A 14,480-nucleotide genomic window follows, 5' to 3' on the forward strand; every position below is an offset into this window, starting at 1 on the left:
GGCCCGCATGAGCGACTCCCTTGATCTCAGCCTGGACGGTGTAGAGCGCCGGTCACTGGCTGACTTCACCGAAAATGCCTACCTCAACTATTCCATGTACGTGATCATGGACCGCGCCTTGCCGCACATCGGCGACGGCCTGAAACCGGTACAGCGGCGCATTATCTACGCGATGAGCGAGTTGGGGCTGGACGCCGATTCCAAGCACAAGAAATCGGCGCGTACCGTCGGTGACGTGCTCGGTAAATTCCACCCGCACGGCGATTCGGCCTGCTATGAAGCCATGGTCCTGATGGCCCAGCCGTTCAGCTATCGCTACACGCTGGTCGACGGTCAGGGCAACTGGGGTGCGCCGGACGATCCGAAATCCTTCGCCGCCATGCGTTACACCGAAGCGCGTTTGTCGCGTTATTCCGAAGTGCTGCTCAGCGAGCTGGGGCAGGGCACTGCGGATTGGGGCCCGAACTTCGACGGCACACTCGACGAGCCGCTGGTGTTGCCCGCGCGTTTGCCGAACATCCTGCTCAATGGCACCACCGGCATTGCCGTGGGCATGGCCACCGACGTGCCGCCGCACAACCTGCGCGAAGTCGCGACGGCGTGCGTGCGTTTGCTCGATGAGCCGAAAGCCACGGTCGAACAGCTCTGCGAGCACATTCAGGGCCCGGACTACCCGACCGAAGCGGAAATCATCACGCCGCGCGCCGACCTGCTGAAGATGTACGAAACCGGCAAGGGCTCGGTGCGCATGCGCGCCGTTTACCACATCGAGGACGGCGACATCATCGTCACCGCGTTGCCGCATCAGGTCTCTGGAGCCAAGGTGCTGGAACAGATCGCCGCGATGATGCAGGCCAAGCCGTCCAAAGCGCCGCAGATTGCCGACTTGCGTGACGAGTCCGACCACGAAAACCCGTGCCGGATCGTGATCATTCCGGGCGCGCGCAAGAACTTCGACCACGATGCGCTGATGCAGCATTTGTTCGCCAGCACCGAGCTGGAATCGAGCTATCGGGTCAACATCAACATCATCGGGCTCGACGGCAAACCGCAGCTGAAAAACCTGCGCGCGTTGCTGGTCGAGTGGCTGGAATTCCGCGTGCGCACCGTGCGCCGCCGCCTGCAGTTCCGCCTCGACAAGGTCGAGCGTCGCTTGCACCTGTTGGACGGTTTGCTGATTGCCTACCTCAACCTGGATGAAGTGATCCACATCATCCGCACCGAGGAACACCCGAAAGCCGCACTGATCGCGCGTTTTGCGCTCAGCGAAATCCAGGCCGACTACATTCTCGACACTCGTCTGCGGCAGTTGGCGCGACTTGAAGAAATGAAGCTGCGCGCCGAGCAGGATGAATTGCTCAAGGAACAAGCCAAGCTGCAAGCCTTGCTGGGCAGTGAAGCCAAGCTGAAAAAACTGGTACGCACCGAGCTGATCAAGGACGCCGAAACCTATGGCGACGACCGCCGTTCGCCAATCGTCGAACGCGCCGAAGCCAAAGCGCTGACCGAGCACGATCTGCTGCCGAACGAGAAAGTCACGGTGGTGCTCTCGGAAAAAGGCTGGGTGCGCTCGGCCAAGGGGCACGAAATCGACGCGACCGGGCTGTCCTACAAGGCCGGCGATGGCTTCAAAGCCTTGGCACCGGGACGTTCCAACCAGTTTGCGGTGTTTATCGACTCCACCGGTCGCAGCTATTCGGTGCCGTCGCACACGCTGCCTTCGGCCCGTGGCCAGGGCGAACCGCTGACCGGTCGTCTGACGCCGCCGCCAGGCGCAACCTTTGAATGCGTGCTGATGCCCGAAGACGATTCGCTGTACGTGATCGCGTCGGATGCCGGCTACGGGTTTGTGGTCAAGGGTGAAGACTTCCAGGCCAAGAACAAGGCCGGTAAAGCGCTGCTGAGCCTGCCGAACAACTCGAAAGTGATTCTTCCGCGTCCGGTGACCGATCGCGAGAATAACTGGCTGGCGTCGGTGACGACCGAAGGTCGCCTACTGATCTTCAAGATCAGCGACCTGCCACAATTAGGTAAGGGCAAAGGCAACAAGATCATCGGGATTTCCGGTGAGCGGGTTGCCAGTCGCGAAGAATATGTCACGGACATCGCCGTGCTGCCGGAAGGCGCCACCCTGGTGCTGCAGGCCGGAAAACGTACCTTGTCACTGAAGGCCGACGACCTCGAACACTACAAAGGTGAGCGTGGGCGTCGCGGCAACAAGTTGCCAAGGGGCTTCCAGCGGGTCGATGCGCTGCTCGTCGAATAGCTCAATTAAGCGTCCTAGAGCGCTCGATCTACGATTTAACGCGTAGATCGACGCTTTGGCGCTGGAGTCGGAACGCATATTCACGGATGATATGGCCTTTCAAGCGCCGGCGTGGCCGAGCGTTCTTCATATTTATTGAGTATTTTCACTGTGGTTAGCCTTGTGGCAGCCACCTGGATGGGACGATGACTGCTCTGCGCCTTCCGTTTATTTTGATGCTCGCCGGTGTTCTTGGCCTGGCGGGTTGCAGCACACACCAACCGGTGTCGCTGTATCAGCTGGACAGCGGAAGTCCGGCTCAGCCTGCGCAAAGCGCTGGCATGGCGGTACTGCTGGGCCCGGTAACGATTGCCGATTACCTGCAACGCGAAACACTGCTGCAACGCCAGCCGGACGGCAGCCTCCAGGCGTCGGCCGATGGTCGTTGGGCGGGAAGCCTGTCTTCGGACATCGATCAACTGCTGCTGCGTCAGGTTGCCGGTCATCTCGACAGCCAGCGCGTGGTCCTCGCGCCAGCGACATTGGGCTTCGCCCCGGATGTTCAGGTGCTGCTGACGATTACTCGCCTGGATTCCGGTGAGTCGCAACCGGCGATCCTCGATGCGCAATGGCGTTTGATCGACCGTCGTGGCCAGGTTCGCGATAACCGCATCATTCATCTGCAAGAGCAACACGCCGGTGACACGGCGGCGCAGGTGCAGGCGCAAGGTCTGTTGCTGCAGCGTCTGGCCCAGCAACTGTCGGTGGCGCTGAAGCCGTTGGCCAACCAGCCGCCAATCGCTGACGCACCGCGTAAAAAGAATCCCAAGCCCGTAGCGCCGGCGGCGGAGCAGGACAAGCAGCCGAAGATCCCAATGGCCTCGCCGATCCGCACCGATATGGAAGTGTTCAGGTTCTAAGCCTGGATTGACCCGACACAAAGCCTGCAGAGATGCGGGCTTTGTTGTTTCTGCGGATTGATTGATGGGGGCCTGGAAAAGGTGTCCGGCTTGAGAGTCACCCCTCACCCCAACCCTCTCCCCAAGGGGGATAGGGAAAGGGAGCAGATCTTCATGCAGTTCAACACCTGAGTTCGACTCGATATCCCAGGTCGATGTAACTCGAGAGGACAACTCGCTCAGTCCCCTCGCCCCAAGGAGGGAAAGGGAGCAGATCTTCATGCTGTTCAACACCTGAGTTCGACCCGATATCCCAGGTCGATGTAACTCGAGAGGACAACTCGCTCAGTCCCCTCGCGCCAAGGGGGAGAGGGAAAGGGAGCAGATCTTCCATGCTGTTCAACACCTGAGTTCGACCCGATATCCCAGGTCGATGTAACTCGAGAGGACAACTCGCTCAGTCCCCTCGCCCCTCTGGGGAGAGGGTTAGGGAGAGGGGTGGTTCTTGGGGTAAATACAATTCCTGCCCAACAAAAAGCCCGCAGACAATTACTTGTCGGCGGGCTTTTTTCACATCAAGGCTTTTACGCCCGGCGTTCGTGCATCCGCGCCAGTTGCCGCTCGAGCATCGATGGATAAGGCTCCATCAACCGCTCCACGCAGCACGCGCCTTCCGGGCTGGCGATCGGGCGGATCCGCGCACGTTGGCGGATCAAGGCGTCGTCGCTGATCTTGCGCTCCACCAGCAGCAGATTGCGGCTGTGTTGCGACAGGGCCAAGGCATCCTGCGCCGCTTCGGTCAGCAGCAGATCAATCTGGCTCAAGCCAAACAACTCGTCACCCAGCGTCAGGCCCAGCTGCAATTGCAGCGTGATGCCACTGTCCGCGACTTCAATCTGCAACTGATGGCCCAAGGCGCGGAGCAATTCGCCGCAGCAAATTGCGTTGGTCAGGTAATCGTCGCCGCTGTCTTCGGTGTGGAACAGCATCAGCGTGCTGCCATCGTTCAGCGTGTGCAGCTCGCTTTGATACAGCGACGCGGCTTGATCGAGGCAATCGCGATAGCGTTTGAGCAATTCCTCAAGGCGCGTGCGCGGCAGGCGACGCAGTTGATCCTGTGCGCCCAACTGCACGGCCAACACGGCGCTGTGCTGCGGAACGTTGGAGATCACCGGTTTTGCCAGGGTTTTCGGCGCGGTATCGACGGCTACGTCGCGCAGATCGGCGAACGGATCTTCGTCGTCATCGTCTTCAACGGTGCTGACCACCTGACGCGGAGCAGGCTTGAGGCCAGCAACCGGTTTGGTTTCGTCAAAGCTCGGATCGCGCAGGTTACGTACTTCGAAGGCTGGATCAGCCTCTTCGTCGTAATCCTCGTCATCGAATTCAGGCTCGGGCGTCGGCTCCGGTTCGGTCGGTTCCGGGGCGAAATTGGCGTGCAACTGACGCGCGAGGTCGCCGATCTCATCCTGGCGCTCAGTGGCCGGGGTGTATTCGTCGATGTTGCGCAGCCACACGCGCAATTGCAGCAGCGGCGTCGAGATATGGCGACCCAGACGCAGGCTCAAGGCCAGCGACAAGGCCAGCAGAATCGCGCTCAAAATGCCCATGCTTTGCAGGCTGATGGTCATCGGCTGCTGGAACTGATCCATGTCCAGGCTGATGCGCAGTTGCCCGGCGCTGACATCCTGGAAAGTAATCTTGCTCTCATACATGCCTTCAGCTTCGCCCAGCAGGCTGTGCTTGGGGCGCTGGCCGGACTCGGCGAGGATGCGGTTATCCACGCTATAAATGGCGGCGTGGGCCACCAGTTTATTTTTCGTCAGGTTGTTGAGCAGCACGTTGAGGCTGAGGATGTCGTTGGACACCAACAGCTCGGTGGCCGAGGTGGCGGTCTGCGTGGTCAGGCTTTCGCCCAGCGCATCAGCCTGCTCGTGCATGGCCTGCTTGAACTGCAAACCCATTACACAGGCATAAATCACCAGGGCCAGAGCGACCAGGATCACGTTATGGCTGGCAATGCGCAATGCAATCGGTACACGGCGGTGGCGCAGTGCACGGAAGATCAGCAGGAAGAAGTTATCGGTTTTTACTGGCGTAGGCCGGTTCACTTGAGCTCGGCTCTTTTGTCCGTGAAGTTGACGCGCAGTATAGCGACAGGCCCTAGACCGGCAAAGCGTTGACGGTGCCCGATGGTCACTGAAAGTGGGTAGAATGCGGTTTTTTTCCACCTGCGGGGGTGCGCCTTGCGCGAAATCGTCCTGATAAACATCACGGGAGTCGACCGACCGGGTCTGACTGCGGCCATTACCGGCGTTCTGGCCCAGGGTGGTGTGAACATTCTCGACATTGGTCAGGCAGTGATCCACGACACCTTGTCGTTCGGCATCCTGGTTGAAATTCCTGACACGGAGCAAGGCAAGTCGGTGCTCAAGGACATCCTGTTCAAGGGCTATGAACTGGATCAGCAGGTGCGTTTCACCCCGGTGTCCGAAGAGGATTACCAGCAATGGGTGGGCAATCAGGGGAAAAAACGCCACATCGTTACGCTGTTGACCCGCAAAGTCACCGCCGGGCAATTGCAGGCAGTCAGTTCGATCACCGCGAAGTATGGCTTGAACATCGATCACATCGATCGTTTGTCCGGGCGTATGCCGCTGGACACCCCGGCCGACAAGGGCAAGGGCTGCATCGAGTTCTCGGTGCGCGGCGAAGCGGCGGATGCACAAGCCTTGCGCGCGGAATTCCTCAGCGTTGCGCAAGAACTGAACGTCGACATCGCATTTCAGGAAGATTCGCTGTTTCGCCGCAACCGGCGCCTGGCCGTGTTCGACATGGATTCGACGCTGATCGAAGCCGAAGTCATCGACGAGCTGGCCAAGGCTGCGGGCGTGGGCGAGCAGGTTTCGGCGATCACCGAGCGGGCGATGGCCGGCGAATTGGACTTCCGCGCCAGTTTCAAGGAACGCCTGGCGTTGCTCAAAGGCCTCGACGTCAGCGTGCTGGATTCAATCGGTGCTTCGCTGCGCCTGACCGAAGGCGCGGAAACGCTGTTCGCCGAACTCAAGCGTCTGGGTTACAAAACCGCAATCCTGTCCGGCGGCTTCACCTACTTCGCCAAGCAATTGCAGGCGAAACTCGGCATCGATTACGTGTTCGCCAATGAGCTGGAAGTGCTTGATGGCAAAGTCACGGGTGTCGCGGTCGAGCCGATTGTCGATGCGCAGCGCAAGGCTGATCTGCTGAAAGAATTGGCGCACAAGGAAGGTTTGCGTCTGGAGCAGACCATTGCCGTCGGCGACGGCGCCAATGACCTGCCGATGCTGGCGATTGCCGGTCTGGGCGTGGCGTTCCGCGCGAAACCGCTGGTGAAGCAGTCGGCGAAGCAAGCGATTTCCACCCTTGGGCTGGATGGCGTTTTGTATCTGCTGGGTTTCCGTGATCGTGATGGGCAGCTCTGAGATCGTGGTCGCCTAAGCGGGCCTCTGTGGCGAGGGGGCTTGCCCCCGTTGGGTCGCGAAGCGGCCCCCTGCATCCTTTCAGGCACACCGAGTTATTCGGGTTTACGCCTGCTGCGCAGCCGAACGGGGGCAAGCCCCCTCGCCACAGATGTTTTGGCAAGACTCACAACGTCTTCCACAACGAATCAAAATCCTCTTCCGCACCAATCACGCCGCTGCCTGCGGCGTTTTCGGTTCTGCTCGCTTCCAGCGATCGATAGGCGAACTGGTTGAAGCTGTTGGTGCTCGACACCCGCCGATCGAGCCCGGCGCGGCGTTCCTGGCCGTTGGTGTTGATCAGCACTTTATTGCCTTCCTGAAACGGCAGGCGCGGGGCCAGCAGCGTTGCCGGCAGATCAATCGCGCTGATCGCCGGCAACAATAATCCGCGCAAATACTGGCTGTGATCGTCCCGTGTCCGCACCAATTGCAGGCCGCAAGGCTCGGCGTACGGCGCAACCTGCTCGATGCCCATCTGCGTGCCGCCGCCACGCACCTGACGAATCCAGCGCACCACGGCAATGCTCCAACCCTGGCCGGCAGCATCTTCGATGCCGACCATTTCACCGGCCTGCAACTCAGCGGGCACCGCGCCCGGCCAGGCCAGGCAATAACCGCCGGGGCTGTGATTGATCACCGGCAACGCGTAGGTCGGGAAATGCTGGTTGCGGTCGTTGGCCTCGTGATTGTCGTCATTCTCCAGGTTCGGGTATTCGATTTCCTCGTAAGGCAGCAGCGCGTCAGGGTTTTCCTGCGGCGCGGCATCGAAGGCGTGGCTCCAGTTGTCTTTGCCGGTGGCGGCCGAAGTTGTCGCGGCAAATTGCGCGCGACGGCCGGCAGGGTTTTTCAGGATGTCGCTGAACGAGCGTTGCCCGCCCAGATAAAAGTGCAGCGCGCTCATGCCGACACACAGGGTCAACGTGCCATTACCGACGGTGCGCTGAAAACTGCGCTCGGCCGCCTGGCCCCACGCGGCGTGCAAGTGTTGCAGCGTGTCGAGATTGAGCCCGGCCGGAATGGGTAACGTCGTGTCAGTCGGGTTGAGCAAGCGCGCTTCGATGGCCGCGACCAGCGGTTGCGGATCGATCCCGAGCAAATTGGCCTGCTGTTCGGCGCGGAACTTGGTCCGGTAGCGCGGGCCGACATCCAGCTCCGGCGCCACCGCAAACAGCTCGCTGCCCTGCTTGCCGGGTTGCAGCTTGATCCAGCGGCTCCAGGGTTCCAGCACTTCGGCGAGGCGGGCGATCTGGTTCTGCCGCAGTTGATTGCAGCGCGACGCACCCAGCAGCAGGGCGGCGACGTAGGTTTGCTCGATGGTCAGTTCCGGCGTTTCGCTGGCCAGTTCATCGCGCACCTTTATATGTTGCAGCTTGTACTGGCAGCCAATTTGATACAGCTGATGCAGCTCCAGCCACACGCCTTCCGGCACCGGGCAATACAACTGGGTCGCGCGGATCAGCGGGCCGTTCAGGCAATGGATCGCCCGTTGCAACGCCTGAGTGAGCAGCGATGCGCGGTCCTTGCTGAAACGCGGCGCGACGCGCAGGACGATTTGTTTGTAGCCGATGGCCAAATGGCTTTGCAGCGCCTGACACAAGTTGGCGATCTTGCGCGAACGCTCGTCGAGCACAATCGCCTGATGGAGGAAATGCCGTTCGAGGTGTTTGCAGACGTAATACACCTCGGGCCTGAGCAATTCGAGCAATTGCAGGCGATTGTCGCTGGGCGTCAGCAGTTGGTTGAGTTCGCTCAAACCTTGATACAACTGGCGAGCGGTTTCGCCGATATTGGCTTTCGGCAGGTTGGCGATCCAGCGCTTGAGGTCGCGGGGGGTCGGTTCACAGAATGACAGGCGCGAGCCTGCGGGGATCGGGGCGCGTAGCAGCAGCGGGGATTTGGTCTCATTCATGCCGTGGAAAAACTCCAACCGGGTGATGGACGATGAATGACCTGACTGTAGCAGTTATGGCAGCGAGCAGTATTTCAACATGTGACTGGCTTTGTAGGAGCAAGGCTTGCCCGCGATGGCGTCCTTAAAATCGCCTTCGCGGGCAAGCCTCGCTCCTACAGAAGAGCGGCGAGGCTGAACTAGCGAATCAAGCGTTCGGCAAACCCAGCGCCTGGCCCATTTGCACTGGCGAGAGCGCGCCCAGGCTTTCGACCCATTTGACTTGATCCGGGCCAAACAGCACGACCGCAGTCGAACCCAGTTTGAAGCGACCCAGTTCTGCGCCTTTTTCCAGATGAATCGGCGCACGGGCCGCTTCGTCGTAGCGGAAGGTTTTCAGTTCGCGTTTCGGCGGCGTGACCAGCCCGGCCCACACGGTTTCAATCGACGCGACAATCATTGCGCCCACCAGCACCACGGCCATCGGCCCGCGCTCGGTGTCGAAAATGCACGCCACGCGCTCGTTGCGCGCGAACAGTTCCGGGACGTTTTCTGCTGTGGTCTGGTTGACCGAGAAAATCCGCCCCGGAATGTAGACCATTTCGCGCAGGGTGCCGGCCAGCGGCATGTGCACGCGGTGGTAGTCCTTCGGCGACAGGTAAATAGTCGCGAAATCGCCGCCCATGAACGGCGCAGCATTCGCCGCATCACCGCCGAGCAGTTCCAGCACGCTGAAACTGTGGCCCTTGGCCTGGAACACGCGACCGTGTTCAATCGGGCCGAGTTGGCTGACCGCGCCGTCGGCCGGGCTGAGGATCGCGCCCGGGGTTTCGTCGAGTGGGCGCGCGCCGTCCTTCAAGGCCCGGGTGAAAAATGCGTTGAAATGCTCGTAGGCGGTCAGGTCTTCGACCAGTGCCTGGGACATGTCAACCTGATAACGCTTGGCGAACCACGCGGTGAACGCATTCTTGAACCAGCGCACGCGGCATTCGGCGACGCAGCCGGCCAGTCGCGAGAGCAAGTGGTGAGGCAGCAGGTATTGGCTGAGGATAAACAGACGCTTGTTCATTAACTGTCCTTGAAAAACTTAAATCTCTACGGGCGTGTCGGGATGGTTGCCCCATTCGCCCCAGGAGCCGGCGTAGCCTTTGACCCGCGGATAACCGAGGGATTTGGCCACTAGATAAGTGAAGCCAGACCGGTGATGAGTCTGGCAGTGAGTGATGATTTCTTTGTCCTTGGTGATCCCGAGCTGTTCGAGGATCTGCGGCATGTCGCTGCGGATGCGCAGGTTGCGCGCCTGATCCATGCCGGCGGTCCATTCAAAATTGACCGCGCCCGGAATGTGCCCGGCCTTGGCGGCGAGGACTTTCTCGCCGGAAAACTCCAGCGGCCCGCGGGCGTCCCAGATCGCCAGGTCGGCAGCACCGAGGCGGCTTTGCAAGTACTCGCGGGTGGCGGTCGGTTCGTCGTGCAGCGTCAGCTTCACCGGGCCACCGACGGCGGGCGGGACCTGAATCGACATCGGCATGCCTGCGGCCAGCCAGGCTGGCAGGCCACCGTCCAGGTAGTGGTATTTGCTGTGCCCGATCACATCCAGCAACCAGATGAACCGTCCGGCCCAACCGCCACCTTCATCGTCATACACCACGTAAACCGCGTCGGGATTGTGCCCCAGTTCGCCAAACAAGGCTTCGAGCGCGGCTTTCGGCGGCATCAGGCCTGGCGCCGGTGGCTGGCCCAGTTGCGTGCGTTTGGGGTCGACAAAACGCGCGCCGGGCAGGTGACCTTCGGTGTAACGGGCGCTGCTGGTCAGGTCCACCAGAATCAATTCGGCGGCGTCGAGACGCGGGAGCAAGTCGCTCGGCTCGATCACCAGCGGCAAGCCAGAGAAGTCAGACATGTGAGGTCTCCAGAGCACAAAGGGAGGGATTGTAGCGCAGGGTCATTGGCCGCGGGTGCTAAAGCTATGCAGGGCTTTTTCGATGCACTGCGCGGTTTTGCCGAAAGCCTGCACGGTAATTTCCGAGAACTGCCCGCCACCCTGGTCCGCCACCACAATCATGATCACCCGGCCATTATTGACCAGTGACCGCAGCAGCAAGTGTTCGCCGCTGAACTGGGCGCGCAGGCTGGCGGGCAGCAACGCCGAGAATTGCGCATTGTTGGCCGGGGTGATGCGCACTTGCGCCTGCTGCGAAAGCAGACGTTGCAACACGCTGCTTTGGCTGACCTGGAAATTCAGCCCGGCAGCTTCTTTGGGCAGGCCCGCCGTTTGATGCACGCGCAGATTGGCGTGGGTGCGATCGGTCATCAAAATCATCACTCGACGCATGCCGCACGCGACCAGCGCATCGCGGGCGGACGTGGTCAGGTGCATCGCGTTGGTGAACCGACTCGGCTCGACCAGCAGCTCGGCGCATTGTTTGCGCCACTTGCTCAGGTCTTCCGCGTTCGGTGCCGGCGCGGGCAGCAAACCGGCGTGAACCCGATTTGTCCCCCACGGCCACAGCAGCGAAACTGCCGGGTGCCAGAGGTCCGGCATCGCATGCTGGCGGGCGCTGTTGGCGGCTTGCTGGTGCAATTGTTGTTGCACCTCATCCATCGAAATTTGCAGGTACAACCCGGTCAGGAACTGCCAGCGCTGACTGTGCGGGCCGTCCCAGGATTGCTGCGCCGACAGCGCCAGGCCGTTGGCCAGCAACACGGTATTGGCCGGTTGGTTGAGCCAGCGACGCAGGGTCGGGTCGTCGTCCAGGCGATTTTGCTGGCGCAGCGGATGCTCGCTGTCGCGGGCGATGCGCAGCACTTTCACCAGTTCGCGTTGCTCGGTGAGCAGCAGCCGATAACCCTGCTGCACCCAGATCGGCAGCCGCCACAGGTCAACCAAAGCGAGGCAGATATCCAGCAAACGCACGCCGAATAATTGTTTCTCGACTGTGCGCGCCGACTCGCCTTTATGGATGACGCGCAGTTCCCATTCCTCCAGCAACTTCGGCTGGGCCAGCGCCATCGGCCACAGCGGCGAGAGAAACAGCAGGCTGCCCCAATGAATGTCCTGCCACAGCCGCGCGAGGCGACCGGCGAAAAAACCGTTGGCCTGTTGGGTCGCGTGCTGGCTGATCAACTGCAACTGGCGCAGGGCATGCGGGATCGCCGATTGCGCTTCGGTAGGCAGGCGATCGAGCAGTTCTTCGGTGCGTTTCAAACCGAGACGATTGATCGCCACTTCAAGATTTTCCGCAGGCTCGGTCATGCTGCCATGGGTGTGACGATTGGCTTCGCGGATCACGCTCAAGGCCAGGGCCGGGCTGTTCTGCATCAAATCGGCAATCTCGCGCAACGAGCTGCGATTATTGCGGATGGCTTTGCAGACGCGCTCGTGACTCTCAAGCGGAACCGGCAGGCGCACGCCGTCGAGAAGCTTGATCCAGCCTTCGAGCGTGGTCGGTTTTACCGCTGCAATATTGGTTTCATTAGCCATGGCTGGACGGGATCATCGTTGGCTGCATACACGCCCGGCGCGGGCTAAATTGGCTTTTCGCCTCAACGGGCTATAGTCTGGCGCAGTTTTGCCGATAAGTAGAAGAAGAGATTTTTTAACTTCCGAATATGACCTTGAACCCGACTCAGTAAGTGCTCTCCTACCTATGGCTAAAATAATCGGCATCATCGTCGTATTCGCGAGCGTGCTCGGCGGATACGTGCTTTCTCACGGCAAAATCGCCGCCCTGATCCAGCCCTTCGAGGTGATGATTATCGGCGGTGCGGCACTGGGTGCATTCCTCCAGGCCAACCCCGGTTATATGACCATGCACGTGCTCAAGAAATCCCTGAGCATGTTCAGTTCGCGTTTCAGCCACACCTTCTATCTGGAAGTGCTGGGCCTGATCTACGAGATCCTCAACAAGAGCCGCCGCGAAGGCATGATGGCCATCGAAGGCGACATCGAAGACGCCGCTGCGAGCCCGATTTTCGCCAAGTACCCGACCGTCATAAAAGACGAACGCATGACTGCGTTCATCTGTGATTACCTGCGCATCATGTCGTCCGGCAACATGGCGCCGCACGAGCTCGAAGGCCTGTTCGACATGGAGCTTTACAGCCTCAAGGAAGACCTCGAGCACCCGTCCCACGCGGTCAACGGCATCGCCGACGCCATGCCGGGTTTCGGTATTGTGGCGGCAGTTTTGGGCATCGTCGTGACCATGGCTTCGCTGGGCGAAGGCGACCAGGCGGCCATCGGCATGCACGTCGGCGCGGCGCTCGTCGGTACCTTCTTCGGTATTCTCGCGGCGTACGGTTTCTTCGGCCCGCTGGCCACCTCCCTGGCACACGATGCCAAGGAAGAACTGAACATCTACGAAGCCATCAAGGCGTCGCTGGTGGCCTCGGCCTCCGGCATGCCGCCATCGTTGGCGGTAGAATTCGGCCGCAAGGTTCTGTACCCGGCGCATCGCCCAAGTTTCGCTGAGCTGGAACAAGCGGTTCGCGGGCGTTAAGTCATGGAAAATAACCAGCCCATAATCATCAAGCGCATCAAGCGCATCGCCGGCGGGCACCACGGCGGCGCGTGGAAAATTGCCTTTGCTGACTTCGCGACGGCGATGATGGCGTTCTTCCTGGTGTTGTGGCTGTTGTCCACCGCGACCCCGGAACAGAAGATCGCTATCGCCGGTTACTTCAAAGACCCGGTCGGCTTCTCCGAGAGCGGCACGCCGTACATCATCGATCTGGGCGGCACGCCGACCCTGGCGCCGGATAACACGCTCAACCCCGAGGTGAAATCTCAGCCGCAACCGGACAAAGTCACGGCCGACACCGATCAGGTCGAAGGCATGGCCGAGCAGGTCGAGAAAGAACGTCTGGAACTGCTGCTGCAAGAACTGCAGAACAAGGTCGACGAGAACCCGCAACTGCAGAAGTTCAAGGATCAGATCCTGTTCGAAATCACCCCGAACGGCTTGCGCATCCAGATCATGGACGCCGATAACCGGCCGATGTTTGACTCGGGCTCGGCGCGGCTGAAACCGTATTTCGAAGATATTTTGCTGGCCATGGCCGACACCATTAAAGCGGTGCCGAACAAAGTCAGCATCAGCGGCCACACCGACGCCAAGCCGTACATCGGCACCGGCGATTTCGGTAACTGGGAATTGTCCGCCAACCGCGCCAACGCCGCCCGCCGCGCGCTGGTCGCCGGCAGCTACCCGGAATCGCAAGTGGCGCGGGTGGTCGGTTATGCCTCGTCGGCGCTGTTTGATCGGGAGAATCCGTTTAATCCGGTGAACCGCCGTATCGACATTGTGGTGTTGACGAAGAGGGCTCAAACGGCGATTGAAGGCGCACAAGGTGCGGACCCTTCGGCGATTCCGGGGCAGGGCGCACCCGGTGAAGCGCCGGGCACGCCAGCCACGCCGGTGGACCCGAACGCGTTGCCGGCGGACAAGCAACCGGTGCCAGCGCATGAGGTTCGGGAGCGTCTGAATTTGTTTGACGACGTGGCACCGAAGCCGGGTGACCCGGCGAAACCGGCGGAAGCGCCGGCGCAGTGATCGAAGAAGCCGACAGCGATGTCGGCTTTTTTCTGCGCTTGATTCCGTGTAGGTGAACGCAACTCCAACTGTAGGAGTGAGCCTGCTCGCGATAGCTCTCTACAAGCCGACTTGGTTCTCCCAGATGTCCACAGATCCAATTGTGGGAGCGAGCTTGCTCGCGATAGCTTTCTATCAGCCAACTTGTTCTTGTCGGGTGTACATATCCATTTCTGCGGTCACGGCGGCATTGGGTTTCGCTTTTACAGCGAGTCACTTTCGAGAAGCGCGAAAGTAACCAAAGCGCTCTTGCCCCTTTCGTTCGGTGCCTCGCCCAGGCTCGGCATGCCCTCGCTCCGGTCCTGCTCCGTGGGCCCGCCGCCATCGGCCATCCCTGGCCGGGGGCGGCTAACC

Annotated in this window: 10 protein-coding genes; 5 read left to right on the forward strand and 5 right to left on the reverse strand. The window is 60.6% G+C overall.

The window, feature by feature from the left end; genetic code table 11:
• The first annotated feature begins 7 nt into the window (after positions 1 to 7).
• Positions 8 to 2,266 carry a DNA topoisomerase IV subunit A gene (gene parC, locus BI292_RS24545; protein WP_101209505.1) on the forward strand — a complete coding sequence of 753 codons (2,259 nt, stop codon included), beginning with the start codon at positions 8 to 10 and terminating at the stop codon, positions 2,264 to 2,266.
• Positions 2,267 to 2,451: 185 nt separating this feature from the next.
• Complete coding sequence (locus BI292_RS24550) at positions 2,452 to 3,165, forward strand: membrane integrity-associated transporter subunit PqiC (RefSeq protein WP_101209506.1); 714 nt, start codon at positions 2,452 to 2,454, stop codon at positions 3,163 to 3,165.
• Between the two features lie 563 nt (positions 3,166 to 3,728).
• On the opposite strand, the gene BI292_RS24555 is transcribed toward BI292_RS24550, so the two are convergent.
• A complete protein-coding gene (locus BI292_RS24555) occupies positions 3,729 to 5,255 on the reverse strand; it encodes an AhpA/YtjB family protein (RefSeq protein ID WP_092274180.1) in 1,527 nt (508 codons plus the stop codon).
• Between the two features lie 135 nt (positions 5,256 to 5,390).
• Here BI292_RS24555 and serB point away from each other — a divergent pair, with 135 nt between their 5' ends.
• Positions 5,391 to 6,605 (forward strand): phosphoserine phosphatase SerB, encoded by a 1,215-nt coding sequence (gene serB, locus BI292_RS24560; RefSeq protein WP_101209507.1) that lies wholly within the window; start codon positions 5,391 to 5,393, stop codon positions 6,603 to 6,605.
• Positions 6,606 to 6,768: 163 nt separating this feature from the next.
• Here serB and BI292_RS24570 read toward each other — a convergent pair whose 3' ends face one another.
• From BI292_RS24570 to BI292_RS24585, 4 genes are all read right to left on the reverse strand, one after another.
• Positions 6,769 to 8,553, reverse strand: coding sequence for a molecular chaperone (locus tag BI292_RS24570; RefSeq protein ID WP_101209509.1), 1,785 nt, complete (start codon positions 8,551 to 8,553; stop codon positions 6,769 to 6,771).
• Between the two features lie 187 nt (positions 8,554 to 8,740).
• Positions 8,741 to 9,601, reverse strand: a complete 861-nt coding sequence (gene asd / locus BI292_RS24575) for an archaetidylserine decarboxylase (protein ID WP_101209510.1) — start codon at positions 9,599 to 9,601, stop codon at positions 8,741 to 8,743.
• A gap of 18 nt (positions 9,602 to 9,619) precedes the next feature.
• On the reverse strand, positions 9,620 to 10,435 hold the full coding sequence (gene rhdA, locus BI292_RS24580) for a thiosulfate sulfurtransferase (RefSeq protein WP_101209511.1): 816 nt from the start codon (positions 10,433 to 10,435) through the stop codon (positions 9,620 to 9,622).
• A gap of 42 nt (positions 10,436 to 10,477) precedes the next feature.
• Complete coding sequence (locus BI292_RS24585; protein WP_092274165.1) at positions 10,478 to 12,016, reverse strand: HDOD domain-containing protein; 1,539 nt, start codon at positions 12,014 to 12,016, stop codon at positions 10,478 to 10,480.
• Between the two features lie 166 nt (positions 12,017 to 12,182).
• Here BI292_RS24585 and motA point away from each other — a divergent pair, with 166 nt between their 5' ends.
• The gene (motA, locus tag BI292_RS24590; RefSeq protein ID WP_092274162.1) at positions 12,183 to 13,034 is read left to right on the forward strand and encodes a flagellar motor stator protein MotA; all 852 of its coding nucleotides are present in this window, start codon (positions 12,183 to 12,185) and stop codon (positions 13,032 to 13,034) included.
• Positions 13,035 to 13,037: 3 nt separating this feature from the next.
• Positions 13,038 to 14,087: a flagellar motor protein MotB gene (gene motB, locus BI292_RS24595; protein WP_092274159.1), complete on the forward strand. Its 1,050-nt coding sequence runs from the start codon at positions 13,038 to 13,040 to the stop codon at positions 14,085 to 14,087.
• Positions 14,088 to 14,480 lie beyond the last annotated feature (393 nt).

The sequence above is a fragment of the Pseudomonas sp. 43NM1 genome, from assembly GCF_002836905.1.
GTDB lineage: Bacteria > Pseudomonadota > Gammaproteobacteria > Pseudomonadales > Pseudomonadaceae > Aquipseudomonas > Aquipseudomonas prosekii.

Coding starts and splice junctions, on each gene's coding strand:
- BI292_RS24585 (WP_092274165.1), bottom strand. CDS start 12,016: ATGGCTAATGAAACCAATATTGCAGCGGTAAAACCGACCACGCTCGAA.
- rhdA (WP_101209511.1), bottom strand. CDS start 10,435: ATGTCTGACTTCTCTGGCTTGCCGCTGGTGATCGAGCCGAGCGACTTG.
- parC (WP_101209505.1), top strand. CDS start 8: ATGAGCGACTCCCTTGATCTCAGCCTGGACGGTGTAGAGCGCCGGTCA.
- BI292_RS24570 (WP_101209509.1), bottom strand. CDS start 8,553: ATGAATGAGACCAAATCCCCGCTGCTGCTACGCGCCCCGATCCCCGCA.
- motA (WP_092274162.1), top strand. CDS start 12,183: ATGGCTAAAATAATCGGCATCATCGTCGTATTCGCGAGCGTGCTCGGC.
- BI292_RS24550 (WP_101209506.1), top strand. CDS start 2,452: ATGACTGCTCTGCGCCTTCCGTTTATTTTGATGCTCGCCGGTGTTCTT.
- motB (WP_092274159.1), top strand. CDS start 13,038: ATGGAAAATAACCAGCCCATAATCATCAAGCGCATCAAGCGCATCGCC.
- asd (WP_101209510.1), bottom strand. CDS start 9,601: ATGAACAAGCGTCTGTTTATCCTCAGCCAATACCTGCTGCCTCACCAC.